Source organism: Rhizobium albus (genome assembly GCA_030160035.1).
Lineage (GTDB): Bacteria > Pseudomonadota > Alphaproteobacteria > Rhizobiales > Rhizobiaceae > Georhizobium > Georhizobium albus.
Window position 1 is genome coordinate 811230 of record BSNO01000001.1, and the last position, 25427, is coordinate 836656.

A 25427-nucleotide genomic window follows, 5' to 3' on the forward strand; every position below is an offset into this window, starting at 1 on the left:
ACGGGCGCCTGAACACGCGCAGCAATACCCGCTGTCCGGCGAATATCAAGTCGCGGGTCAGCGCCTCGCTGATAATCGTGTCGATGGTCGCGTAACGAGTGCAATCCCCATAAAAATCAGCAGCATGCCAACCAGGTGATAAGGCTTGAAGGCTTCATCGAGCACCAGGACTGCGAGGACAGTGGAGAAAATCGGCATCAGGTACATGAAAAGACCTGTCTTTCCCGGACCGAGTGCAGCGACGGCACGGTTCCAGAAATTGTAGGCAAGAAGCGATGGAAAGATCGCGAGATATATAAGGGCCGAGATGTTTGCCCCGTTGGCAACGAAAGTCCCGCGCTGGCTCACTTCCCAGATCACGAACGGCAAGTGAATGACGACGCCAAAGGCAATGGTCACAGTCAGGAACACGCTCGTCGGCAGCGCGGTTTTGCGCCAGCGGATCAGCACCGTATAGAGTGCCCAAAAGGTCAGACCAGCGAGCACAAGAATGTCGCCGACATTGATAGCCAGGTCCGCGAGATTGGACATCTGCCCGCGCAGTACGATGAAGAGAGCACCGAAAGCACAGCCCGCCACACCGACTATTTGACGCGAGCTCAGCCGGTCGCCAATGAAGATCAGCGCCAGCAAGAACGTCACTACCGGCATCAGCGAATTGATCAGCGCCGCGTTGACGACGGTAGTGTATTGAAGTGCCACATAAATGAAGCAGTTGAACGCTGCGATTCCTATGCCGCCAACGAGAAAGAGGAAGCCAAGTTCCTGTTTGATCATCGGTCGCGATGCGACCACCGCGCGCAGCGAGAACGGAAGAATGATCGCGAGGGCGAGTAGCCAGCGCCAGAATGACATCTGAAAAGGTGGGATTTCCTCGTGGAACTGACGTGCAACGAGAAAATTTCCCGCCCAAAAGAGCGGTGGAAGGATAGCGAAGACATAAATTGCGGTTCGTGGTTGGTCCGAGGGCGCGACCGCCATACGCATCACCGTCACTTTCGAAGGGATTTCGGCCAATCGGCTTGAGCAGAAGATGAATGATCCCGCTCAAGAGGAGATCATTCATCCCAACCCTAGATTGGTTTACTATTCAGCCGCTTCGCGGCTTTCCGAGGTATCAACCAGCGTCCGCCAATCGACGGTTTTCGGGTAGACGCCTTCGCGTGATGCGATGCGGGCATGGGGCGTACGCGGCTGTTGGGTGCCGATCGCTTCGCCGCCCTCTGCGACCTTGCGGGCCGCGTCCACCATGAGGCGTCGGAACTCAACGATCGCGAGATCGGAAGCGCCGAGAATGTCATCGGTCCGATTGACGATCTTGCCCATCGAAACCCACATGATGATGTCCTGATTGGGGATGCCCGGGACACCGGTAAAGCTACCTTGCTTCATGGCTTCACGGTCCTGCAGGAAATTGTTTTCCAAGGTCCGACGTGATCTCCACTTGTCGTCCAGGTCGATGCCAGGTTGCGCGTGGTTGAACCGTCGCCATTCCTCCGTCGAGGGACACTTTTGACCGCCCCAAGCGACAAAGTGAAACGCTGTCGTTTCGTCGTCGATCGGAACGATGACGCTTGCGACGTTGTAGTTGTTGTTCGGCGGAATCAGCGACATGTAAGGCGCGATGAATTCGGTGATGCGCAGGTAGTTGTGCGTGGCAGCATTCTTGATCGGCTTGCGGATCGCGGCATAGTGAAAGCCATAGCTCGTCGTCTGTGTCTGCATGCGCGGCGACTTGTCGGTGGAAGGCCGATACCACGCCTGCTCGTCGGCGGAAGCGCCTTCGACGCGGGCTGGTTTCATGTCGGAAGAATGCAGCGACGACGAATGAGCGCTGTCGATCTGGCCCTCGTGGATTTGCGCCCAGTTGCAGGGAATGCGTATCTTGACGATCGCAACCTGCGTGTCTTCCGTCGGCGCAAAAGCCGGCGGGTCGAACTCCGGCACGTTGTCCTCTTCGCCGAGCCAGGCCCAAACAAAGCCTCCCCATTCCCTCACTGGATACGCGCGATGCTTGACCTTGTTCAGGAGAGGGCTGCCTTCGGGTTCGGATGACATGGCGACCACGTTGCCATCCACATCCATCTTCCAGCCGTGGTAAAGACAACGCAGTCCGCACTCTTCGTTGCGGCCGAATACCAAGGATGCCCTTCGATGCGGGCAAAGCTCGTCGAGAAGACCAAGGCGTCCGTCGGTATCGCGGAATGCCACATAGCGCTCACCGAGTACCTCGACTAAGAGCGGCGTACCATCGCGCTCCTCCACCTCTTCGACCAAGCAGACCGGTGTCCAATGTTGGCGCATCAACCTGCCCATGGGTGCATCCCCGGTTACCCGGGTCAGCAGCTCGTTTTCCTCATGCGTAAGCATCCACATGGCTCCATCAATTAGTTTGCTAACTGAACATATCGTGCGTCGCTATCAGCGTCCAGACGTTGACACCATATAATTAGGTTACTAAGTAAATTGCCGCTGGGCGAGGGAAACCGCGTCCTGGGAAAAGCCTGAGGAAAAGGGCCGCGCCATGGAACAGAGCGAACAGAAACTATCCGTGAAGGTCGTCGATCGACGGGATTTGACGGCCACAATCACGGAATTCACTCTCCAACACGCGGATGGCGAAGCGCTGCCGTCGTTCGGAGCAGGAGCGCACGTGACGGTCGAAACGCCCGCTGGGGCGATGCGGCGGTATTCGCTGCTTGGTTCAGGGTCGTCGCCGGACTGTTATCGAATTGCAGTGAAGAGGGAGCCGCAATCACGTGGCGGTTCTCAGTCAATGCATGAAGAAGCCCAGATAGGGACGGCGCTCACGATAGGTTCGCCTGAGAACGATTTTCCGCTGAAAGAAGCGCCGAGTTACCTTCTGATTGCGGGAGGAATTGGCGTTACGCCGATCTATGCGATGGCGACGGAGCTGGCGGAGGCAGGCAAAGATTTTCAGATCATCTACTGCACGCGCAGCGCCAACGAGACCGCCTATCTCGATGAGATGCGATCAGCCTTCGGCGATCGCCTCAAACTGCATCATGACGATGGGGATCCGGAGAAGATCTACGACTTCTGGGACCACTTCGAGGAAGCACGCAACATGCATGTCTATTGTTGCGGTCCCCAGCCCCTGATGGAGGAGATCAAGGCCATTTCCGGTCATTGGCCTGAAGGGCGGGTAAACTTTGAAGACTTCAAGCCTGTCGAAGTCGTTCGCGCTGACGATCTCCCCTTTGACGTTGAGCTAGCGAAGAGCGGCAAAACGATCACGGTACCCGCAGATCGATCGATCCTCGAAGCCGTTCGCGACGCCGGCATTCCGACCGTCAGTTCCTGCGAAAGTGGCACCTGTGGCACCTGCAAATGCGGGTTGATTGCCGGCGATGCCGATCATCGCGACATGGTTCTGATGGACGATGAAAGAGATGATTTCATCATGATCTGCGTATCGCGGGCCAGAGACGGGAATCTCGTTCTTGACCTCTGATCCGATCCGCCTCGGTGTCGTCGGGCTCGGCCGCGCTTTCATGCTCATGCTGCCGACGTTTCGCGCTGACCCGCGTGTTGCCCTAGTCGCGGCGGCAGCGCCGCGCGCCGCGTCGCGGCAAGCCTTCGAGAAGGAGTTCGGCGGCCGCGCCTATGAAACGATCGAAGGTCTATGCGCCGACACCAGCGTGGAAGCGATCTACGTGGCAACGCCGCACCAGATGCATCGTGCTCACGTCGTCGCTGCCGCTTGCGCCGGCAAACATATCTTGGTCGACAAGCCGCTCGCCATCTCGCTTGAAGACGGTGCGGCGATGGTGAAGGCCTGCCGGGACGCAGGTGTTCAGCTGATCGTGGGGCCCAGCCACAGTTTCGATGACCCCGTCGTCCAGGCCAAGCGCCTGATCGATGAAGGCGCCATCGGCGCGGTGCGCATGATCAACGCGTGGAACTTCACGGATTTCCTCTACCGTCCGCGACGTCCGGAAGAGCTCGATACCAGCCAGGGTGGCGGCGTCGTGTTTTCGCAAGGCGTTCATCAGATCGACATTGTTCGGCTTCTGGCCGGGGGACACGGGAGAAGCGTCACCGCCATGACAGGACAATGGGATCCTCAAAGGCCGACCGAGGGAGCCTATGCTGCGCTGATGTCATTCGAAGGCGGCGCCTTCGCGGCGTTCACCTATTCCGGATATGCGCATTTCGACAGCGACGAATGGATGGAATGGACGGGCGAGTTGGGTCATCTCAAAGATCCCGCCCAATATGGTGGCGCCAGACGCGCGCTCGCGACCATTGCTTCCGCACAGGAAGAGGCGGCGCTCAAGACGGCGCGGACATTTGGAGCCGGCGCCGAGCCGTCCATGCCGGATCACCATGAACATTTCGGCCCCATTATCGTAAGCGGGGACCGCGGGGACCTGCGCCTGACGCCACAGGGAGTTCATGTCTACGGCGACGAGGTGCGCACTTTTCATCCGGCCGCGCCCGTCGACGTACCGCGTGCCGAGGTTGCCAAGGCGTTGTTCGACGCCGTTCGCCGTGGCCGTTCACCGGCTCAGACCGGCGCCTGGGGGCTCGCCAGCCTGGAGGTATGCCACGCCATTCTGCAATCGGCGGAGACCGGACTGCCGATCAACTTGCGCCACCAAGTTTCAGTTACAGGGGAAGAGGGACGAAATGACCGACCTTAAGCTATCGCTCGCCATGGGCGACTATGACCGCACACGACCGATCGCCGACGGACGCGTGAAGATTGATGGCGTCGATCCAACCTGCATGCTGCTCTCGCCCGAGGAAATGTTCTTCCGCGCTTTCCGCCACCAGGCTTTCGATGTCAGCGAACTGTCGCTGTCATCCTATTCTATCTCGGTCGCTCGCGGCGATCCCCATTACGTGGCGATCCCGGTCTTCCTCTCACGCGCATTCCGCCACACCTCGGTGTACATCCGCACCGACAAGGGGATCGTGAAACCGGCAGACCTCAAGGGCAAGAAGATCGGCATTGCCGAGTATCAGCTCTCCGCCAATGTCTGGGTACGCGGCATCCTGGAGGATGCCTATGGTGTTAAGCCATCCGAAATCGACTGGGTGCGCGGCGGCATGAACACCCCGGGCAGGCCCGAAAAGATCAAGGTCGACCTTCCGTCAGACATCCGCATCGAGGCGGCGCCGGAAGGCGCCACTCTCAACCAGATGCTGATCGACGGCACCATCGACGGCTTCGTCGGTCCGCGTGCTCCATTGTGCTTTGACGAGGGCTTCGACAAGATCGATCGGCTGTTTCCCGACACCAGCGCGGCGGAGGAATGGTACCGCGAAACGCGCGTGTTCCCTATCATGCATGTGCTGGGCATGCGCCGCTCGCTCGCCGATGCCTATCCGTTCTTGCCGGGGGCGTTGCTGAAGGCCTTCTCGGAAGCGAAGGCCATGGCCCAGACAGCGCTGTCGGATACATCTGCGACCAAGGTGACGATGCCCTTCGTCGAAGACAATCTGCGCCGTGCTGGTGTGCTGATGGGGTCCGATATCTGGACCTATGGCCTCAACGGCAACCGCGAAACGCTCGCGACCTTTCTCGATTATCATTATCGCCAGGGTCTGTCCCCGCGGAAGGTCGAGGTAGAGGAGCTGTTCCACCCAGCCACGCTTGAAGCCTACAGCCTTTGAGCGCTAACAGGAGCGGACCGAAATGGGATTGATCCCCGGTGACATCGTCGAAATCAAAACTGATAGGGGCCTTGCCTATGTGCAGGTGACGCACGACCATCGGTCTTATCCGCAAGTCGTGCGGGTCCTTGAAGGCCTTCACCAAGAGCGGCCATCAGATGTCGAGGAAATCGCTGCCACAGGCACGCTTTTCAGTGCGCTTCTGCCGTTGGAGAGCATGCTTAAACGTGGTGCAGTGCCCGGCGAACGGATTGGCCGTGCAGCAATCCCGGAAAGCGACAGAGACTTTCCGACATTCAAGACGCCGATCCGGGATAAGGCCGGTGCCATCGCCTACTGGTGGTACTGGGACGGGGAGGGCCTGCGCTACGATGTGGAGCCGCGGGAGGCGACTGACAGCATGCCAATGCGCGAAGTCATGACCGCGCGCACTTTACTGAAGCGGCTCGTCGAGGCCTGAGCGTTTAGGCGATCTAAAAGAAAATGGCCCTCCGGTTACCGGAGGGCCATTTTTTGTTCGTTCAGTCAGCCTGCGCGTGCTTCCGCCGGCTGCGCTTGCGCGACGGGGCGGATCATCGCCCAAAGGACCCCGAAAGCAAGCACGCCGACCACGTCGGTCCAGATAAATCCTGGGAGGATGCTCGCTGGCAAAAGGGCAAGAGTGCCCGCCACAATCAACATTCCTCGTTCGGCCAGGCTGACCGACCGTCGGAAGAAGCCGACGATGCCTGCAGTCACGAGGTAGATGCCGAGAATGGCGGTGGACAAGGTCCAGATCACTTCCAGCCAAGTGCCGTCGAAGATCAGCGCAGGCGTGAAGATAAACAGGAACGGTACGATATAGGCCGGCCAGGCAAGCTTCATGGATTCGATGCTGGTCGCCCAGGACGAGGCGCCGGCGATGTTTGCCGCTGCGAAAGAGGCAAGCGCCACGGGTGGCGTCACCATCGACAGAAGGCCGAAATAGAAGACGAACAAATGCGCGGCGATGACTGGCACGCCGACTTCCACAAGGGCGGGTGCGACGAGGGTTGCCAGGAGGATGTAGACGCCGACCGTCGGCATTCCCATGCCTAGCACCACGCTGATCAGCGCGGTGATGACCGCGAGCACGATGACGTTGCTGCCAGCAGCCGCGACGATGTTCATCGTCAGGTTGAAGGCAAGGCCAGAGATGTTGAGAACGCCGATGATGATGCCTGCCGCGGCACAGACGATGATCAGATCGAGCGCTGACCGTCCGGTATCGGCGATGAGCGGCAGGATATCGCGGGCCTTCATGCGCTGACCCTTGTAGCCCATCACGAAACTGACCACGAGCAGCACGATCGTCGCCAGAACCGCCGCCCGTTCCGGCCGCATGTTGAGCGCGAAGAGCGCATAGAAGAGAACCGCGAAGGGGATGATGAAGTGCCAGCCGGCCTTCAATGCGCCCCAGCCGCTCGGGATGGCGTCTGCTGGTACAGCAAGCAGGTTGCGCTTGCCGGCCCGCAGGTCCACGTTGATGAAGATAGCGACGTAATAAAGGATCGCGGCCGGCAACGCTGCCAGCATGATGTCGACATAGTCGACCTGAATCATGTCGGCCATGATGAAGGCGGCCGCGCCCATGACCGGTGGCACCAACTGTCCGCCGGTGGATGCTGTCGCTTCGACGGCTCCAGCATAGGCAGGCGAGAAGCCCGCGCGCTTCATCATCGGAATTGTGACGACGCCGGTTCCGACAACGTTCCCAACCGCATTGCCCGAGATCGAGCCGAACAGCGAAGAAGCTGTAACAGCGACTTTGGCGGGCCCGCCGCGATATCGTCCCATCAGCGCGAGCGCGCCGTCGTTGAAGAAGTTGGCAGCACCACAAGCAGAGAGCAGCTTGCCGAACAGCAGATAAGGAACCACGATGACGACTGCGACCTTGAGCGCCTGTCCAAGCATGCCGTTGGCGTCCGTCGCCAAATAAATTGCGAGCTCAGAAAACATCGTCTCTCGGCTGCGAAACTCGCCCGGCATCAGATGTCCGAATAGGCCGTATGCCATGAAGAGAAGTACGACGACGAAGATGCCCATGCCGACCGATGGCACGACGTTGAGCATGAGTGCCGCCAACACGACACCAGAGAGCGCTACCAGCCAGAAAGGCAGGTAGGGCGCTTCCATTGTAATGTTGATGTAATCGATGGCGAGATAGAAGCCGACGCCGAGTGTCACGGCGGCGGCGAGCAGGCTTGCCACTTTCAACAAGCTGCTCACCGACGTCCTGGCGATCGCCAGGAAGCCAGTGGTCAGTGCCAATGTGAGACCTGCCGCCAGAAGCTGAGCATCATAGATAGAGACGCCAAGATAGCGATGCAGGTCGCCTGCATACCCGATCGAAAGGAGGACGATGAGCGTGCCGCTCAAGCGTTCCAGCCAGAGAAGCGGTCCACGACGGGGCGCTTCCACGTTGCTCTCTTCCAGCGACATCGCCTAAGCCTCAGTCCACCAATCCGATTTCTTGGTAATAGGCAGACGCTGCCGGATGATATTCGATGCCCTCGAATTGCGGTGCCATCTCAGCCGGTTCGAACTCGGCAAATGTATTGAGGATTCCACGCACCTTTTCCGGGTTGTCATGCAGGAGCTCAACAATCTGGCGCACCACGTCGTCGTCGAGATGGGCCCCTCCGGTCAGCACGTAATCGTAGCCCATCATGGGCGTGTCTTCTTCGACCCCGGGTGCAGATCCACCTGGCACAACCTTGATGTATGATGTCGGGACGAACTCCTGCATCGCGGCTTCAGCTTCAGGCGTTTCCTCCACGGCAAGCCAGCGAATGCCGATTGCTGCGTCGGCTTCACGGGTTTTTCCCCCTTGGAGGGCGAAGAATGCAACATCCACATTCCCCGAGATCAAGTCGTCGACGCCATTTGGCACCGATGGGACATTGCTGGCTCGCATGTCGTCGATCGAGAGACCGCCAGCGGCGAGAATGCCATCGACCTGTAGGCGAAGTGTCGGTTGCGCAGCGAAGCCATAGGTGATCGTCAGTCCCTCGATGTCGGAGACTGTTCTGTAGTCGGAATCAGCGCGTACCATAAAGCCGTATGCCGAAGAGCTCAGCGACCCAATCGCTCGGATGTTTTCGAGTGGACGACCATCGAAGGGCTCATCACCGAACGCTGCAGCAGCGAAGTCGGGGCTGGGGACCAGTTGAAGATCCAGGCGGCCGGCATCGATGAGCGGCATGGACTGACCTGAACCCCCATACGCTTGCACGCGCACGTCCAGACCGAGTTCCTGCGACAGGAACTCGGCGAAGCCAGCATTGACGGCGTAATTCTGCGAGCCCTGGGTACCCGCTCCGATGCCCAGCGACTGTGCGTTTGCCATGCCGGTCAGCATAAGGCTTGCCGCTACGCAAGCACTCGAAAGAATGTGATAGTTCATGTTGGTCTCCTCCTTATTTAAGATTGGCCGGCAGATCTCCCATCCGCCGCCGCTCATTCTCAAAGTCCGCTGAAGCCGGCTCGGCCGACCCAATAGTCCCAGGCACGCGCCAGAGGCATTTCGCTGAGCAGCATCTTGCTGGCCATGTCGATTTCGCCATCGGTCAGGTACGTAACCTCACCGAGCTGCCGCGTCTGCTGGATGAGTGCGGCATTGTCCTTGAGCGCGATCGAAATCATGATGACCGAGCGGATGTCGTCGGCCGCACAGATGCAGCCATGGCCACGCAGCAGCGCAACGCGGTTGTTGCCGAGCGTGCGCGCGAGCGAGTGGCCCATCTCCATGCTATCAACGAGCATATTGGTGTCGCCGAATTCGTCTTGGCTGTCCCAGGTGTGAATGTCCTTGCCGATGACCGACGCCATGTGAAACATCGGTCGCAGCGAGATGTCGACCATTGTGAAGGGCAGAACTGACCGGGCATGGTGGTGCGTCACCGAATTGACGTCTGGGCGATCCTTGTAGATCGCGCCATGGATGTGACGCTCCGCGTATGGCCGACGGTGATCGTCGCCGACTAGTTCGCCGTCCAACGTGAATTCCATGATATCGCCGCGGGTCACGACGGCGGGGCTTCGCGACCGCGACAGAAAGTACGTGTTCGGATTGAGCGGGTTGCGGACGCTGATATGCCCAAAGTCGTCAATCACATCCTCTCGCGCGAGTATTCGGTTGGCGATGACCAGAGCGGTCAATGTCGCGTCCAAAACTGCTGCGTCGCCCTGACGTGTAATTTGCTGGTTCATGCTTGTGGCCCTCCATCTGCTGAAGTGAGCCTAGCTTGCCGCATGCCAGGCATCGAATATATAGTTCCGATCTCACTATAGCTCGGAAGCTATCATGCGCTCATTGATCTCGCAGATCTCGATCCATAAACTCGAGGTCTTTTGTCTCGTCGTCGAACTCGGCAGCTTCTCGCGTACCGCGGAACGCATGGGCATCGCTCAGCCGGTCGTCTCGGCGCATGTGAAGGCGCTTGCTGAGAAGTTTGGCGCGCCCCTAACGGGAAGGACAGGGCGTAAAGTCACCCTTACGGAGGAGGGGCAACGGGTCTATAGCTGGGCACGTGAGATCGTGAGCCGTACCCGCGAAATGGAACGCGAGATGGCCGATTTTCAGCGCGGATTTGTCGGTAAAGCAACCGTTGGCGCATCCATGACGCTCGGCTCATATGTTCTGCCGGGTTTGATCTCGCAGTTCCACGAAATCTATCCGAAGGGAGAGATCTCAGTGCGTGTGGCAACGCCCGTGTCGGTAACGGACGCCGTCCATATCGGTGACTGCGATTTCGCCTACACCATTCTGGATCCACGCCACGAGACTGCGGGTCTTGAGGTCGACAAGGTCATGGATGAAGAACTCATCCTCGTTGTATCCAGCAAATCCAAGATCGGTGGCAGCAACCTCAGTTCATCCCAACTGACCAAGCTGCCCTTCATTACTGCACAATCAGGTACACCTCGGCGCGAGATCGAAGAGCATTGTCTTGCGCGTTACGGCGTGAAGCGCGAGCACATTGCCATGGAATTCGGGCACGCCGAGTCCATCAAGCAGGCTGTTCGCGCCGGCGCTGGTGCCGCCTTTCTGTTCCGTTCGTCCGTGTCTGACGAGTTGGACGCGGGTACACTGCGCGTGATCATGACGCCGGGAATGGAACTGCGGGTCCCCGTCTATCTCGTCAAGCGACGGGGCAAGCAGCTCTCCCATTTCCAGGTATCGCTGATGGAAGAGCTGAGCCGCGGTTTGAAGGGTCAGGAGCCGCTGCGCAGAGCCCCAACCATGGAAGGCGCATAACCCTTTGCCGTGTCGATTTCTACGACTGCGGTTCCGCCATCGGCTACGACGGCGAGCGCATCGTCCAGCGTCCGAAGCAGCGCATCGGCACCACGTACCAATCCAGGACTGAAGGCGCCGAACCCGCGAGCAATGGCGCTGATGTCGATATCTGGATCATTCATGACGATGCCCACGTGCTTGTTCTCCGGTGGGCGATTCCTGTGCTTGGCGACGGTCTCCTGGTGCACTTCGTCATTATAGAAAGACCTATTGTTGAGCACGATGACGAGCAGCGGAACGTTCTTGTTGATGCCGGTCCAAAGAGCGGATGCATTCATCAGGAAGTCGCCATCGCCAAGTACCGCCAACGGCAGTCGGTCGCTTTCTGTATCGCGCAGCGCGAGCGCCGCGCCGACGGCCATGCCGCAGCCCGAGCCGATACCGCCACCACCGTCGTAGCCGAGCGCCCCGAGCGGATGGTCCACCGGCCAGTCCGCTCCTGTCCAGCTCAATGGTCCACGGATAAGACAGGGGCTGTGAGCGTCAAGCTTTGAACGCAGGAGTGCAGCAATGTCCTGTGGTGTCAGGATATCGCCGGTCGGCAGTTCTGGTTGTGCCGGCAGACCGGGCGAGGTGGCTTCCGCAAGGCCCAGTGTCGCAGCAAGCGCTGCAATCACGCGGTCCGGTTCGTTCATGAAGGCGATGTCTGCCGGGAACGGCGCGCCGCCATCCTTCGACCAGCCGCGATGGGCGTAACTGTCGAGCGATGCCGAGATGATCTTCGCGGGTACGACCCCATCGGTGAAGACCGACCGCAATGTTCCGCCAAAATCCAGCCAGTCCAGATTGATGATCAGATCGGCGGCAGCAATCGCTGCCTTTGCATCGGCATCTGGAAAATAACCTGCTTTGCCGACAGTCGCAGGGTGGGCTGTGGGGAAGGTGGATCCGGTCTTGAAATCGGTGATCACGCGCGCGCCGAGATGTTCGGCCAAAGCGATGCGGCGGGTCCAGTCGTCGACATCGCGCGACATCCGGCCCATCATCATCACGATGTTCTTTGCATCTCCGAGCATAGTGACAGCTGACGCAATGAGTTCTGCAGCCGGGTCTGTTGAAACTGGTGCGCCGCGACGGCGAACATCGATCGGAGCCAGTGCCGTCACGACTTTCTCTTCCTGGAGCGCCGCATCAACGTTGACGTACACGGGGCCGCGCGGGGCGGTTTCCGCGATAGCAGTGCCCTGAAGCAAGGCCTCACGTGCTGCAGCGACGCTGCCGGGTTGATCGTCCCACTTGATGAAGTCGCGTACCAATGCGCCTTGGTCCTGCGCGGTATGAATCCACTCGATCCATGGCCGCCGCTTGGCAGCATCGAGCGGTCCCGTCGCCCCGATCACCATCATTGGCACCCGGTCACAGAACGCGTTGAATATCCCCATGGACCCGTGCATGAGTCCGACATTTGAATGAAGCGCTACGGCCATTGCCCGGCCGGTGATCTTGGCCCAGCCGTGGGCGATCGCGACGGCCGCCTCTTCATGGATGCAAAGGAGAATTTCCGGGTCGTCGTTGGTGAAATTCACCAGGCTATCATGGATGCCGCGATAACTAGCGCCCGGGTTGAGCGCGATGTAGCGCATGCCAAGCGCGCTTAGCGTCTCGGCGATAACGTCGGAGCCCCATTCAGGCGTCTGGTTCTGTGTTTTGTCCTGCATGGCGATCCCGTCAGAGCATGATGTTGATGGTTTTGGTCTCGGTGTAGCTGTAGAGTTCTTCGCGGCCTTCCTCGCGGCCGACGCCGCTGGTCTTCATCCCGCCGAATGGGACGCCGAGGAAGTGCATGCTGGCCCCGTTGATCCACAAATGACCCGAGCGGACCTTGCGCGCCATGCGCAGCGCATCGCGGATATCGTTCGTCCAGATCGCCCCGGTCAGCCCGTAGTCGGTGGAATTGGCCATTTCCACAGCCTGGTCGAAGGACGTCCATTTGCTAACGGCGAGCACCGGGCCGAACACTTCGTTTTGCCAAAGCCTATGCGCTGGCGTGATGTCGGCATAGACGGTGGGTGCGACCCAGTAGCCCTTTTCGAATTGCTTGCCGGCCGGTCGCCCGCCACCAAGCATCTTGCGCGCGCCATCGGCATCGGCGGCGGCGCAATGCTCCAGGATGCGCTTCATGTGCACCTCGGAATTGACCGGCCCAACATCTGTGGTTTCGCTCAATGGATCGCCGAGCTTTAGGGCGGATACCCGTTCGACAACTGCCTTGAGCACCCGGTCATGGATGTCTTCGTGCAGAAGAAGCCGGCTCAGCGATCCGCAGCTTTGACCCTGCCAGGAGAAATTCATGCCGGCGACGGCCGCATCGGCAATCTTCTCCGGATCGCAATCCGGAAAGACGATCATCGGGTTCTTGCCGCCGAGCTCCAGCGAGATGTGCTTGACCGTCACCTCAGCCGCGGCGCGTTGAATGGCGCGGCCGGTGACTGGTGAACCGATGAAGGCGATGCGCTTGATGCGCGGATGCCGAACGATGGCATCGCCGGCACCGCGCCCGTCGCCGGTGACGATGTTGAACAGACCAGCCGGAAGAACCTCCTTGGCGATCTCAGCGAGGATCATGGCCGACAGTGGCGACGTCTCCGGAGGTTTAACGATCACCGCATTGCCGGCTGCCAACGCTGCGGATGTTCGCGCGACCGCGAACATCACCGGATGATTGAATGGTGCAATGCGCGCCACCACGCCATACGGCTCGTGCAGCGTCATATGGATATGGTCGCGCGTTGCCGGGATCGTCTCGCCGCGCAGATCGGGCGCCAGACCCGCATAATAGCGCAGCGACTCCACCGCGGTCGGAACATCGATCATCCGCATGGGACGGATCGTGTTGCCTGTGTCCGTCACCTCCACGCGCAAAATCTCGTCGGCCCGCGCGGCAATCGCGTCGGCAAACCGGTTCATGACCTCGGCCCGCTGCATCGGCGTGCGCGCCGCCCATTCGGGCCAGGCCTTCTCGGAGGCAACCACGGCGCGCTCCACGTCGTCGCGCGTCGCGACGGGCACGCGACCGATCGGTTCTTCAGTGGCTGGATTGACTGAGGTCGACCATTCGCCACCTCCACCCTCGACGAGTTCCCCGCCGATAAGCATGCGCTCGGCCTGAGTGATCCGTTCCATACGACTGCCTCCCTGATGACCCGAGAGGAATCGCGTGTCGCGAACGATCAGTCAAATATATAGATGTTTCTCTTTCTATAGCGTAGAGAGTATCCCGCTAACCATCCTCGCATCGTTTGTGCGAATTCATCTTTATGGCTTAACGATGATGGATCAGGCTTCCCGAAGGCGCTCTCGTCTGACATGTCTTGATCGAGTTGAAGCGTGCCCGTCGGCCTTTGTCTCGCATTGCGTCAATCGAGGTTCCGTCGTCTCACTGTGCCAGTGACCGGCGCGAAAGGCTGCGGCGGAATATATCGAAAAGCTTGTCGCGCACCGTCCAAAACATCGCGGCCAAAATCATGAGAGCTACGACCATGCCAACACGCAAGAAGTAGCTACCACCTCAGGCGAGCGCGAAGTGGGCAAGCACCTGACAGAGGCGTCTCGTAAGCCAAGCTTTCAGCGACGGCCGGAGTCGGTATCTCAGGAACTGAAGGCAGAGGGACTGGTCTACCGGAATGCTCAACCCAACTCATACACTCGACAAGACGCTGGCGGGCCTCCTGATAGTCGGCCGTCCTCAAAGTTGCTCTGTAAAGCTTCCGTCCTGCCATGGTTGCGACGTGACGGCAAGCCGAGCTTGCACGTAGTAACGCCCGTCCCGGCGCGTGAGGTAGGAAATCCGACCCATTACATCTCCGCGTACATTGGCGCGAGATGTCACACATAAAACTGAACCCCTGTTCGGCCTTAAGTGTTTGATTTTGCATGGATAAAGCAATGGTAGCGGAGGAGGGATTCGAACCCCCGACACAAGGATTATGATTCCTCTGCTCTAACCTACTGAGCTACTCCGCCGGGTCCCGTGCGACAGGTCTTGGTGCGGGTGCGCCGCTCAATCGCTGGGGTCGGCGGCATATAAGGTGTGGCGGTTTTCGGTGTCAAGCGGCTGAGATTGAAAAGCTTGGGACCTGGGTGATCTCCGGGTGGGCGGTGGTCCCAGCGTCGTGCGCCCCCCTACTGCCGACTTGCGCTTCAATGGCGGGATGACTATCCCAGCCGCAGGCAAGAAGAGGCGGAAAACCATGACGGAACGGGACGTGCCGGCCATCGCGGTCATCGGAGCGGGCTATTGGGGCGCAAACCATGCGCGGACGCTGCGCGGCCTCGGCGCATTGGTGGCGGTCGCCGATCGCAATCCGGAGCGGGCGGCCGCGATTGCTGAAGAGACCGGGACGGTCGCGCGCATGCCTGCGGAGGTTCTGGCAGACCCCGATATCGACGGCGTCGTGCTGGCACTGCCGCCGCAATTTCACGCCGAGAATGCTCTGGCCGCGATCGCCGCCGGCAAACATGTGCTCGTGGAGAAACCGATCGCGCTGAAGATCGAGGACGGCGAGGCGGTGGTCGCAGCCGCGCGCGACGCCGGCCTCATCGCCATGACGGGTCACGTGCTGCGCTTCCATCCGTCGTTCGAAGGGCTCATGGATCTGATCGATAGCGGCCAGCTCGGGCAGATCCGCTACATCCACTCGCACCGGGTCGGGCTCGGCAAGTTTCACCCGGAAAACGATGCGCTGTGGGATATCGCGCCGCATGATCTGTCGCTGATCCTGGCGATCACGGGGGAAGAGCCCTCGCGCGTGTCGGGCGAGGGCACGGCCGTCATCGATCATTTGAGCGATTTCGCCCATCTGCATCTGACGTTTCCCTCCGGACTTCGCAGTCACGTGTTCACCTCGCGGCTCAATCCCTATCGCGAGCGGCGGCTTTCGGTGATTGGCGATAAGGCGATGGCCGTGTTCGACGATGTCGCGCCGTGGGCCGAGAAGTTGCAGCTTTATCCGCACCGGGTTTGGCGCGAGGACGGCAGCATCCATTTCGAAAGTGCCGAACCGATCTATCAGCCAATTGCCGAAGGCCTGCCGCTGACGCGCGAATGCGCCCATTTCCTGCACTGCATCAAGACGGGCGAAGCGCCGCGCACCCCTGTCTCCGATGGCTTGGCGGTGATGCGCATCCTCACGGCCGGCATGGTGCGTCACCAGAGCTGAGGCTGCTTATCTGTCAGGCAGTTGCCGGCACCGAAGGGCTGCCGCGCGATCGCATCATGATGAAGGTGATGATTGCGACGTTGAGCACGTTCCAGGCGATGCCGTTGATGAAGGCGGCGTGGTAGGAGCCGGTCCATTGATAGATCGCGCCGGATAGCCAGCCGCCGAGTGCCATGCCGAGCACGGTTGCCATGATGACGATGCCGACGCGGCGGCCGGCTTCCTCGGCCGGCAGATATTCGCGCACGATGATCGCATAGCTCGGCACGATCCCGCCCTGGGACAGACCGAAGACGAGCGACACTACATAGAGCGACGTCAGCCCATCGGAGGGCAGATAGAGCGTCAGCGCAATAAGCTGGCCGATGGTGCCGAGAAGCAGGGTCCGGATGCCGCCGATCCTGTCGGCGAGCACCCCTGACAGGAGACGGCTGACGACGCCGCCGGCTACCATGACGGCCAGCATTTCAGCGCCCGCCGTCACGCCATAGCCGAGATCGGCGCAGAGCGCGACGATATGCACCTGTGGCATCGACATGGCGACGCAGCAGCCGACGCCCGCGACGGCCAGCAGCCATTGCAACTGGCGCGGCGAAAGCGTCATGCGCTGGCCGGTGGCCGGGTCGATGCCCACGCGATTGGCGTCGGCCTTGAAGTTGGCTGGAACGCGGGGCCGCAGGAGTAGCGCGCCGGGAATCATCACGCAAAGCGAGATGACGGCGATCGTGAAATAGGCAGTGCGCCAGCCTTCGACCGCGATGATATCCTTGAGCAGAAGCGGCCAGATCGAGCCGGCAAGATAATTGCCGCTGGCCGCTGCCGCGACCGCGATGCCCCGGCGGCGCCGAAACCAGTGCGAGACGTCGGCAATCAGCGGGCCGAAGGATGCCGCAGTCCCGATCCCGATGAGAAAGCCCTGGATCAGGGTGAAGACGATGAGGCTCGGCGCCATGGCGGCGCCGGCAAAGCCGATGGCGAGCGCCACGGCCGCGCCCAGCAGGCACGGTGCTATGCCGAAACGATCGACGACGCGGCCGAGCAGCAGGTTGCCGACGGCAAAGCCGAGCATGGTTGCCGTGTAGGGCATGGACGCCATCGATCGGCTGACCGCGAACTCCGCCTCGACGGCGGGCATGACGAGAATGACTGACCACATGCCGGCGCTGCCGACCGTGCCGATCAGAGCCGATATGGCAAGCCGCGTCCAGGAGTAGCGGCCATCGAGCGCAAAGGATGCGGGAACGCGCCCGGAGAGAAATGACGAAAACACTTGGACGACCCCGCTCGTGACCCGCTGAAGAGGGCCGCGACATGCTGGGCAGCGCCCGCACGACGCTGATTGCGCCGCCCGTCTGCTGCCCGGCCAGAATGCAACCGTGGTCCTTCCTGCACAAGTTTTAATCGCTGTCGGATCTCTCAGAAATTCTGATGGATCGGAAAGCCTGCATTCAGGCCTTCAGGCCGTCTGGCACGCTGGTTGCATGGTCTTGTTCAAGGTCCAGAGGGGACCAGCAACACGGCATCGAACGATGCCAAAGGCAAAGGCCGCCGGGCCCGGAACGCGACCTCGGATGAACAGGCGCAAACCGGGTTCCGGCGGCCTTTCGTTTTCGATGCGCCCGCGAAACCGAACCAATCAACAGTTTGGAATAATTCTAAACTATTGATTTCATGGCGCGATCTGTCCACGGCCTTTGACAAAGTTGATCCGCTGGCTCATATAAGACTGGTGAGCCCAGCCGATCAGGCGCCTTTCGCTGCCCTGCGATGCGAGATGGCGACCGGTCGGCGATCATGGCCGTCGGTTAACGCGGCGGCATTGCAGAGTGGTTGGACATGATCGTTTGTCACTGCAATTACATTAGTCAAAAAGACATCGAGTCGACGATCGTGTCGCTGCTCGACGAAGATCGCTGGCAGCTTATCGTGCCCGCAAAAGTCTATCATGCGCTCAGCAAACGCGGTAAATGTTGCGGATGTTTCCCCAATGTGGTGGATACGATCCTGAGGGTCACCGAAGAGTATCACACCCGCAACACACCAAGCGCTGAGGTCCTTCCTTTCATGGAGCGGCTGAACGCGCTGCTCGATCAGTATGGAAGGACGAGGCATCATGAAGGGCGACGAACGGGTCATCGAGCGACTGAACAAGGCGCTGTTTCTCGAATTGGGAGCGGTGAACCAGTACTGGCTCCACTACAGGCTTCTCGCTGACTGGGGTTATGGCCGCCTCGCCAAGAAGGAGCGCGAGGAATCCATCGAAGAGATGCAGCACGCCGACAAGATCATCGAGCGCATCATCTTCCTGGAAGGCCATCCGAACCTGCAGTCGGTAGCGCCGCTGCGCATCGGGCAGAACGTCAAGGAAGTTCTCGAATCCGACCTCGCTGGTGAGTACGACGCACGCACCTCCTACAAGGAGTCTCGCGACGTCTGCCACGATTGCGGCGACTACGTCACGATGGAGCTTTTCGAAGACCTGCTGAAAGACGAGGAAGGCCACATCGACTTCCTCGAGACACAGCTGGAGCTGATGGCCAAGATCGGCGAAGAGCGCTACGGCCTCCTGAACGCATTGCCGGCCAACGAAGCCGAGTAATCATCGAGCCGGCGGCATCCAGGTGCCACCGGTTTTTCTTTGACGCGCGATCGCTGCAGATCGCGACCAAGCCTCAGGCTTTCGCCGTAAATCTCCCACTTTCGGTTTTCTTTCGTTTGGCGCATAGTGCACCCGAAATGTGCGTTTCGAGGTCGTGCCCGGGGGAGGGTGTGGCGGCATTTCGGCGCCGCTGATCGGGTGCACGCAGTCGAGGCGAGTTCTGGTGAGGAGAGGCGTGCATCATGTTTCTGTCGGTTCGGCAGCAGCAGATTCTCGATATTGCCAAGGCTGATGGCCGGGTCATCGTCGATGACCTTGCGTCGAAGTTCGGGGTCACGCCGCAGACCATCCGCAAGGATCTCAACGATCTTTGCGATCATCGCCAGCTCGTTCGCATTCATGGCGGCGCGGCTCTGCCGAGCGGCAGCGAGAACCTGCAGTATGAAAAACGCCGACTGATCGCCTCGCGCGAAAAGATCGCCATCGGTCGTGAGGCGGCGCATCTCATTCCGAACAACGCCTCCTTGTTCATCAATATCGGCACGACGACGGAAGCCGTCGGCGAGGCGTTGACCGACCACACCGAATTGATGGTCATCACCAACAACATCAATGTTGCCAACAGGTTACGTCTTTACCCATCGATCGAAGTGGTGATCGCCGGCGGCGTGGTCCGTGGGTCGGACGGCGGCATCGTCGGCGAGGCGGCAGTCGATTTCATCCGTCAGTTCAAGGTCGATTACGCCGTGATCGGTGCCTCCGCCATCGATGAAGACGGCGCATTGCTCGATTTCGATTTCCGAGAAGTGAAGGTCGCGCAGGCGATCATCGCCAATGCGCGTCATGTCATCCTGGTGTGCGATTCCACAAAATTCGAGCGCACGGCGCCCGTCCGGATCGGCCACATATCGCAGGTCGACAGCTTCATCACGGATCGCTGTCCAGACCCCAGAATTCGCGGGATTTGTGAGGAGTCCGACGTCCGCCTGGTGGAAGTCGCCATCTGATTTTCTTGCTGTGCCTGCTGATCGCGGGCCAGAATGACGTGCGTTCTTCGAATTCGCCTTTGACATTCGTTTTTGGTTCGTTATGCTTTCACTAACTTTCGTGCAGCGCAACAGAATGCTGCATTGCGAAGTGGGAGGGGTTCCGTGTCCGGTTCGAAGGCGTTCGACATTTTCATTGTCGGCGGTGGCATCAATGGATGCGGCATCGCGCGGGATGCCGTCGGTCGCGGCTACAGCGTCTGCCTGGCCGAAATGAACGATTTTGCATCTGGCACATCCTCGTGGTCGACGAAGCTCGTCCATGGCGGTCTTCGCTATCTCGAGCATTACGAGTTTCGACTGGTTCGCGAAGCGCTCATGGAGCGCGAAGTGCTATGGGACATGGCGCCGCACATCATCTGGCCGCTGCGTTTCGTGCTGCCCCACCACAAGGGTCTGCGTCCTGCCTGGCTGCTGCGCCTCGGGCTCTTCCTCTACGACCATATCGGCGGGCGCCGCCGTCTTCCGGCAACGAAGACGCTCGACATGAAGCGCGATCCAGCCGGTAAGCCGCTTAAGCCGCTGTTCTCAAAAGCGTTCGAATATTCCGACTGCTGGGTCGATGATGCGCGTCTCGTGGTGCTAAATGCTCGCGATGCGGCCGACAGAGGGGCTGTCATCCGGCCGCGCGCCAAGCTCGTTTCTGCCCGCACGGAAAAGGATGGCTGGTTGCTGACGATCGAAGATCAGGCGAGCGGCCGGCGAGAAGACGTTCGGGCGCGCGCCGTCGTCAATGCGGCAGGTCCCTGGGTCGATCAGGTTCTCTCGCGTGCGGTCGGTCGCAACGATGTTCACAACGTGCGGCTCGTGAAGGGCAGCCATATCGTCGTGCGGCGGCTTTTCGAGCATGACCGGTGCTACATCTTCCAGAACGCCGACGGCCGGATCATCTTCGCCATTCCGTATGAGGGCGATTTTACGCTCATCGGCACCACGGATCTGGACTACGAAGGCGACCCGAAGGACGCTGCCATCTCGCAGGCGGAAATCGATTATCTGTGCGATGCCGCCAGCGAATATTTCGCCAATCCCATCAAGCGCGACGACGTCGTTTGGACCTATTCGGGCGTGCGGCCGCTTTATGATGACGGCGCCAGCAAGGCGCAGGAGGCCACGCGCGACTACGTACTGAAGCGCGATGGTGCAAATGGCGGACCGGCGCTGATCAACGTGTTCGGCGGCAAGATCACCACCTACCGGCGCCTGGCGGAATCGATGATGGAGAAGATCGCCGAGGCGATCGGGCCCAAGGGCAAGCCATGGACGGCCGGCGCGACTTTGCCGGGCGGCGATTTCGATGCCGAAGGCTTTCCGGAGCAAGTGCGCCGGCTTGAGGGCGACTATCCGTTTCTGAGCGAGCAGCAGGCGCATCGCCTAGTCCGGCTTTACGGGACGCGTGCCTGGAAGCTCCTCGGCACTGCCGCTCAGTCAAGCGATCTCGGCCATCATTTCGGGGCTGATCTCTACGAGTTGGAGGTCGTCTACCTGATCGAGCAGGAATGGGCGCAATCGGCCGAGGACGTCCTGTGGCGTCGCACCAAGCTCGGCCTGAAGACCGGCGCGGAGGAGGCAGCCGCGCTCGACCGATACATGCGGGAAAAGAGAAGCGGCATCAGCCATTCGGCGGCCGAATAAGACGGGCGGTCGCGGCCTTGCCGCGAGACTGCGCGAAGGGAGGAGGACACATGCTGGAGCTCAAGGGCGTCACCAAGATGGTGGGTGCCGAGACGCATATCAGCGACATCAACCTGACGCTGGAGCCGGGAACGCTAAACGTCCTGCTCGGGCCGACGCTGTCCGGCAAGACGAGCCTGATGCGGCTGATGGCGGGTCTCGACCGGCCCACTTCGGGACAGGTGTTTTTCCGCGGCAAGGATGTGACCGGCGTTTCCGTGCAGAAGCGCGATGTCGCGATGGTCTACCAGCAGTTCATCAATTACCCGGCGCTGACGGTTTACGAAAACATCGCTTCGCCCATGCGCGTCGCCGGCGTCGACAAGGCAACGATCGACCGGGAAGTGCGCAAAGCCGCCGAACTGCTGAAGCTCACGCCGATGCTCAAGCGCACACCGCTCAATCTGTCCGGCGGGCAGCAGCAGCGCACTGCGCTGGCGCGCGCCATCGTGAAGAATGCCGGTCTGGTGTTGCTCGACGAGCCGCTCGCCAATCTCGACTACAAGCTGCGCGAGGAACTGCGTCTCGAATTGCCGCGCATCTTTGCGGAAAGCGGCGCGATCTTCGTTTATGCGACGACCGAACCCAGCGAAGCGCTGCTGCTTGGCGGCAACACGGCAACGCTGAGCGAAGGGCGCGTCACGCAATTCGGCCCGACAATCGACGTCTACCGCGAGCCCGCCGATATTCTGACGGCCGAGACCTTCGCCGACCCGCCGTTAAATGTGATCGACGTGGTCAAGCGCAACGGGCGCTTCGTGATGGAAGATGAGGCCAGCGTGCCGGCGCAAGGCGCGCTCGCATCGCTTGCCGACGGTCCGTACCGTATGGCTTTCCACCCGCATCAATTGCGCCTCGAGCGTTTGGGCGAAGATCATGCACCCATCAAAGCGCGGGTGACGGTCACGGAGATCACCGGTTCGGAAAGCTTCATCCACCTGGATTTCGCCGGTCAGAAATGGGTGGCCCTGGTGCACGGCATCCACGAGTTCGAACCGGACGCGATGGTCGAAGCCTATATCGACCCGCGCCACATCATGATCTTCGACGCGCAGGACCGACGGGCCATGGCGCCATCGTCGCTTGCGGCTTGAGGAGAAACCGATGGCACGCATTGAACTCGACCATATCCGTCACGCCTACATGGCCAATCCGCAATCGGCCGACGATTACGCGCTGAAAGAGGTACACCACCAGTGGAGCGACGGCGGCGCCTATGCGCTGCTCGGCCCTTCCGGTTGCGGCAAGACCACGCTGCTCAACATCATCTCGGGTCTCTTGAAGCCCTCGGAGGGCCAGATCCGGTTCAACGGCACCGATGTGACGAACCTGTCGACCGAAGAGCGCAACATCGCCCAGGTGTTTCAGTTCCCGGTCGTCTACGACACGATGACGGTCTTCGACAATCTCGCCTTTCCGCTGCGCAATCGCGGCTTGCCGGAAGCGGACGTCAAGAAACGCGTCACCGAAACGCTGGAGATGCTTGATCTCTCCGACCGCGCGAACAAGCGGGCGCGGGGCCTGACCGCCGACCAGAAGCAGAAGATCTCGCTCGGGCGCGGGCTGGTACGGCGGGACGTGAACGCCATTCTTTTCGACGAGCCGCTGACGGTCATCGATCCGCATCTGAAATGGGTGCTGCGTTCGGAATTGAAGAAGCTGCACCGCCGCTTCGGCTTCACGATGGTCTATGTGACGCACGACCAGACCGAAGCGCTCACCTTCGCCGACAAGGTCGTCGTCATGTATGAGGGCGAGATCGTCCAGATCGGCACGCCGGACGAGTTGTTCCGAAAGCCTGCCCACACATTCGTCGGTTATTTCATCGGTTCGCCGGGCATGAACATCGTGCCGATCAAGCTCGATCAGGGGCGTGCGCGCCTCGGCGAACATGTGATCGACATGCCTGGCGCGACGCCCATGCCTGGCAAGATGGAGCTCGGCATCCGGCCGGAATTCGTCACGCTCGGCCGCGAAGGCATGCCTGTCTCGATCTCGAAGGTGGAGGATATCGGCCGCCACCGCATTGTTCGGGCGCAACTGGCTGATCACGACATCGCGGTCGTGGTTCCGGAGGATGGCGACATTCCGGCGGATCCGCGGGTTACCTTCGTGCCCGAAGGCATCAATCTCTATGCCGACTCCCGGCGCGTCGAGACGAGGGGCTGATCATGGAAAAGACCTACAACAATAAGGCCTGGTTCCTCGTTCTGCCGGTTCTGGTGCTGGTTGCCTTCTCAGCGGTCATCCCGCTGATGACAGTGGTCAACTACTCGGTGCAGGACACGTTCGGAAACAACGTCTTCTTTTGGGCCGGCACCGAATGGTTCGAGCAGGTTTTGACATCGAGCCGCTTTCACGGCGCGCTGATCCGCAGCCTCAGCTTCTCGCTGGTGATCCTGGCCATCCAGATCCCGCTCGGCATCTTTGTCGCGCTAAACATGCCGCGCAAAGGCATCGGCGTGCCGATCTGCCTCGTCTTGATGGCGCTGCCGCTCCTCATTCCGTGGAACGTGGTCGGCACCATCTGGCAGGTTTTCGGCCGTGGCGATATCGGTCTGCTCGGCTACACGCTGCGCACGCTCGGCATCTCCTATAATTATGCCACCGATCCCTGGCATGCCTGGATCACGGTCGTGGTCATGGATGTGTGGCACTGGACGTCGCTTGTCGTGCTGCTCTGCTATGCCGGTCTCGTCTCGATCCCGGACGCCTATTATCAGGCGGCAAAGATCGACGGCGCGTCGCGCTGGTCTGTCTTCCGCTACATCCAGCTGCCGAAGATGAACCGCGTCCTTCTGATCGCCGTGCTGCTGCGCTTCATGGACAGCTTCATGATTTACACCGAGCCGTTCGTCGTCACCGGCGGTGGACCGGGCAGCGCCACCAACTTCCTGTCGATCGATCTCGTGAAGATGGCGATCGGGCAGTTCGACCTCGGACCGGCTGCCGCCATGTCCATCGTCTACTTCCTGATCATCCTGGCGCTGTCATGGGTCTTCTACACCGTCATGACGAATTACGACACGGCGAACCGCTGAGATGGCCGAACGGGAGGCAAGTGCCATGGCAACCACCACGACGACCATGCTGAGGGAAACGGCGTCTTCGCACCACGAGGCGCTCGGCCAAAGCGAGGCAGTGGCGCGCAAGATGCGCCGAAGGGGGCGTGAATCGCGCTTCTGGTGGCTCGTTCCGACGCTCTACATCGTGTTCCTGATGTTGCCGATCTACTGGCTCGTCAACATGAGCTTCAAGACGAACACCGAGATCCTCGGTTCGTTCTCGCTGTGGCCACAGAACCCGACGTTGCGCAACTACATGGTGATCTTCACCGATCCGGCCTGGTACTCGGGCTATATCAACTCGATCATCTACGTGACGCTGAACACGATCATCTCGGTGGGTGTGGCTCTTCCTGCGGCCTATGCGTTTTCGCGCTACAAGTTCCTCGGTGACAAGCACCTGTTCTTCTGGCTCCTGACCAACCGCATGGCGCCGCCGGCTGTCTTCGCGCTGCCGTTCCTGCAGCTCTATTCGTCCTTCGGCCTCATCGATACGCACATCGCGGTGGCGCTTGCGCACTGCCTATTCAACGTGCCGCTGGCAGTCTGGATTCTCGAAGGCTTCATGTCGGGCGTACCGAAGGAGATCGACGAGACGGCCTATATCGACGGCTATTCGTTCCCGCGCTTCTTCGTGAAGATCTTCATGCCCCTCATCGCATCCGGCATCGGCGTCGCTGCATTCTTCTGCTTCATGTTCTCATGGGTCGAACTGCTGCTGGCCCGAACGCTGACCACGACCGAGGCGAAGCCGATCGCCGCGACGATGACGCGCACCGTTTCGGCGTCGGGCCTTGATTGGGGCGTGCTGGCTGCTGCGGGCGTGTTGACCATCATTCCCGGTGCGCTCGTGATCTATTTCGTGCGCAATTACATCGCCAAGGGCTTTGCCCTCGGCCGCGTCTGAAGAAGAGGAGACCG

General features: G+C 60.3%; 21 protein-coding genes, 1 tRNA gene and 1 pseudogene. 14 read left to right on the top strand and 9 right to left on the bottom strand.

All coding sequences use genetic code 11. The annotated features are described in order from the left end of the window. Positions 1-57: 57 nt before the first annotated feature. Both QQL76_RS03860 and QQL76_RS03865 read right to left on the bottom strand, forming a co-directional pair. Positions 58-987 carry a DMT family transporter gene (locus tag QQL76_RS03860; protein WP_499206463.1) on the bottom strand — a complete coding sequence of 310 codons (930 nt, stop codon included), beginning with the start codon at positions 985-987 and terminating at the stop codon, positions 58-60. Positions 988-1086: 99 nt separating this feature from the next. After that, positions 1087-2370, bottom strand: coding sequence for a Rieske 2Fe-2S domain-containing protein (locus QQL76_RS03865; RefSeq protein WP_499206464.1), 1284 nt, complete (start codon positions 2368-2370; stop codon positions 1087-1089). 154 nt (positions 2371-2524) lie between these two features. On the opposite strand from QQL76_RS03865, the gene QQL76_RS03870 reads away from it, so the two are divergent. Genes QQL76_RS03870 through QQL76_RS03885 form a run of 4 tightly spaced genes read left to right on the top strand, consistent with a single transcriptional unit; the run spans position 2525 to position 6103 of the window. Further along, on the top strand, positions 2525-3475 hold the full coding sequence (locus tag QQL76_RS03870; protein ID WP_499206465.1) for a PDR/VanB family oxidoreductase: 951 nt from the start codon (positions 2525-2527) through the stop codon (positions 3473-3475). Further along, positions 3465-4667, top strand: a complete 1203-nt coding sequence (locus tag QQL76_RS03875; RefSeq protein ID WP_499206466.1) for a Gfo/Idh/MocA family protein — start codon at positions 3465-3467, stop codon at positions 4665-4667. Before QQL76_RS03870 ends, QQL76_RS03875 begins: the two co-directional genes overlap by 11 nt. Further along, positions 4654-5643: a substrate-binding domain-containing protein gene (locus tag QQL76_RS03880; RefSeq protein ID WP_499206467.1), complete on the top strand. Its 990-nt coding sequence runs from the start codon at positions 4654-4656 to the stop codon at positions 5641-5643. The genes QQL76_RS03875 and QQL76_RS03880 overlap by 14 nt, the downstream gene beginning before the upstream one ends. Before the next feature lie 22 nt (positions 5644-5665). Beyond that, positions 5666-6103 carry a hypothetical protein gene (locus QQL76_RS03885; RefSeq protein WP_499206468.1) on the top strand — a complete coding sequence of 146 codons (438 nt, stop codon included), beginning with the start codon at positions 5666-5668 and terminating at the stop codon, positions 6101-6103. Between the two features lie 65 nt (positions 6104-6168). Here the strand turns inward: QQL76_RS03885 and QQL76_RS03890 are convergent, their stop codons facing one another. From QQL76_RS03890 to QQL76_RS03900, 3 genes are read right to left on the bottom strand one after another with little or no spacing between them, the layout of a single operon-like run. After that, positions 6169-8103 (bottom strand): TRAP transporter permease, encoded by a 1935-nt coding sequence (locus QQL76_RS03890; protein ID WP_499206469.1) that lies wholly within the window; start codon positions 8101-8103, stop codon positions 6169-6171. A 10-nt stretch (positions 8104-8113) separates the two neighbouring features. Continuing rightward, entirely contained in the window at positions 8114-9124 is a 1011-nt protein-coding gene (locus tag QQL76_RS03895) for a TAXI family TRAP transporter solute-binding subunit (RefSeq protein ID WP_499206470.1), read from the bottom strand. A 2-nt stretch (positions 9125-9126) separates the two neighbouring features. Continuing rightward, positions 9127-9873, bottom strand: a complete 747-nt coding sequence (locus QQL76_RS03900; RefSeq protein ID WP_404863515.1) for a class II aldolase/adducin family protein — start codon at positions 9871-9873, stop codon at positions 9127-9129. A 94-nt stretch (positions 9874-9967) separates the two neighbouring features. Here QQL76_RS03900 and QQL76_RS03905 point away from each other — a divergent pair, with 94 nt between their 5' ends. Continuing rightward, positions 9968-10921 carry a LysR family transcriptional regulator gene (locus QQL76_RS03905; RefSeq protein ID WP_499206471.1) on the top strand — a complete coding sequence of 318 codons (954 nt, stop codon included), beginning with the start codon at positions 9968-9970 and terminating at the stop codon, positions 10919-10921. On the opposite strand, the gene QQL76_RS03910 is transcribed toward QQL76_RS03905, so the two are convergent. The 3 genes from QQL76_RS03910 to QQL76_RS03920 all read right to left on the bottom strand — a co-directional run bounded on the left by QQL76_RS03910 (position 10879) and on the right by QQL76_RS03920 (position 14926). Further along, entirely contained in the window at positions 10879-12621 is a 1743-nt protein-coding gene (locus QQL76_RS03910; RefSeq protein WP_499206472.1) for a thiamine pyrophosphate-binding protein, read from the bottom strand. The genes QQL76_RS03905 and QQL76_RS03910 overlap by 43 nt on opposite strands. 10 nt (positions 12622-12631) lie before the next feature. Beyond that, positions 12632-14086: an aldehyde dehydrogenase family protein gene (locus QQL76_RS03915; RefSeq protein WP_499206473.1), complete on the bottom strand. Its 1455-nt coding sequence runs from the start codon at positions 14084-14086 to the stop codon at positions 12632-12634. Between the two features lie 763 nt (positions 14087-14849). Then, positions 14850-14926, bottom strand: a tRNA-Met gene (locus tag QQL76_RS03920). 227 nt (positions 14927-15153) lie between these two features. Here QQL76_RS03920 and QQL76_RS03925 point away from each other — a divergent pair. Next, a complete protein-coding gene (locus tag QQL76_RS03925) occupies positions 15154-16122 on the top strand; it encodes a Gfo/Idh/MocA family protein (RefSeq protein WP_499206474.1) in 969 nt (322 codons plus the stop codon). Between the two features lie 13 nt (positions 16123-16135). Here the strand turns inward: QQL76_RS03925 and QQL76_RS03930 are convergent, their stop codons facing one another. Further along, positions 16136-17392: an MFS transporter gene (locus QQL76_RS03930; protein WP_499206475.1), complete on the bottom strand. Its 1257-nt coding sequence runs from the start codon at positions 17390-17392 to the stop codon at positions 16136-16138. A 566-nt stretch (positions 17393-17958) separates the two neighbouring features. Here QQL76_RS03930 and QQL76_RS03935 point away from each other — a divergent pair. The 8 genes and pseudogenes from QQL76_RS03935 to QQL76_RS03970 all read left to right on the top strand — a co-directional run. Next, a pseudogene (locus QQL76_RS03935) lies at positions 17959-18264 on the top strand ((2Fe-2S)-binding protein); the annotation flags it as partial. Further along, entirely contained in the window at positions 18236-18721 is a 486-nt protein-coding gene (gene bfr, locus QQL76_RS03940; RefSeq protein ID WP_126009060.1) for a bacterioferritin, read from the top strand. The pseudogene QQL76_RS03935 and the gene bfr, both read left to right, overlap by 29 nt. A 242-nt stretch (positions 18722-18963) precedes the next feature. Continuing rightward, positions 18964-19728, top strand: coding sequence for a DeoR/GlpR family DNA-binding transcription regulator (locus QQL76_RS03945; RefSeq protein WP_404864084.1), 765 nt, complete (start codon positions 18964-18966; stop codon positions 19726-19728). Between the two features lie 144 nt (positions 19729-19872). Continuing rightward, on the top strand, positions 19873-21402 hold the full coding sequence (glpD, locus tag QQL76_RS03950; protein WP_499206476.1) for a glycerol-3-phosphate dehydrogenase: 1530 nt from the start codon (positions 19873-19875) through the stop codon (positions 21400-21402). Between the two features lie 50 nt (positions 21403-21452). Next, the gene (locus QQL76_RS03955; RefSeq protein ID WP_499206477.1) at positions 21453-22535 is read left to right on the top strand and encodes an ABC transporter ATP-binding protein; all 1083 of its coding nucleotides are present in this window, start codon (positions 21453-21455) and stop codon (positions 22533-22535) included. Positions 22536-22545: 10 nt separating this feature from the next. After that, on the top strand, positions 22546-23610 hold the full coding sequence (locus tag QQL76_RS03960) for an ABC transporter ATP-binding protein (RefSeq protein WP_499206478.1): 1065 nt from the start codon (positions 22546-22548) through the stop codon (positions 23608-23610). Between the two features lie 2 nt (positions 23611-23612). Next, a complete protein-coding gene (locus tag QQL76_RS03965) occupies positions 23613-24482 on the top strand; it encodes a carbohydrate ABC transporter permease (RefSeq protein WP_499206479.1) in 870 nt (289 codons plus the stop codon). A gap of 112 nt (positions 24483-24594) precedes the next feature. Further along, a complete protein-coding gene (locus QQL76_RS03970; protein WP_126012907.1) occupies positions 24595-25413 on the top strand; it encodes a carbohydrate ABC transporter permease in 819 nt (272 codons plus the stop codon). Positions 25414-25427: the final 14 nt, after the last annotated feature.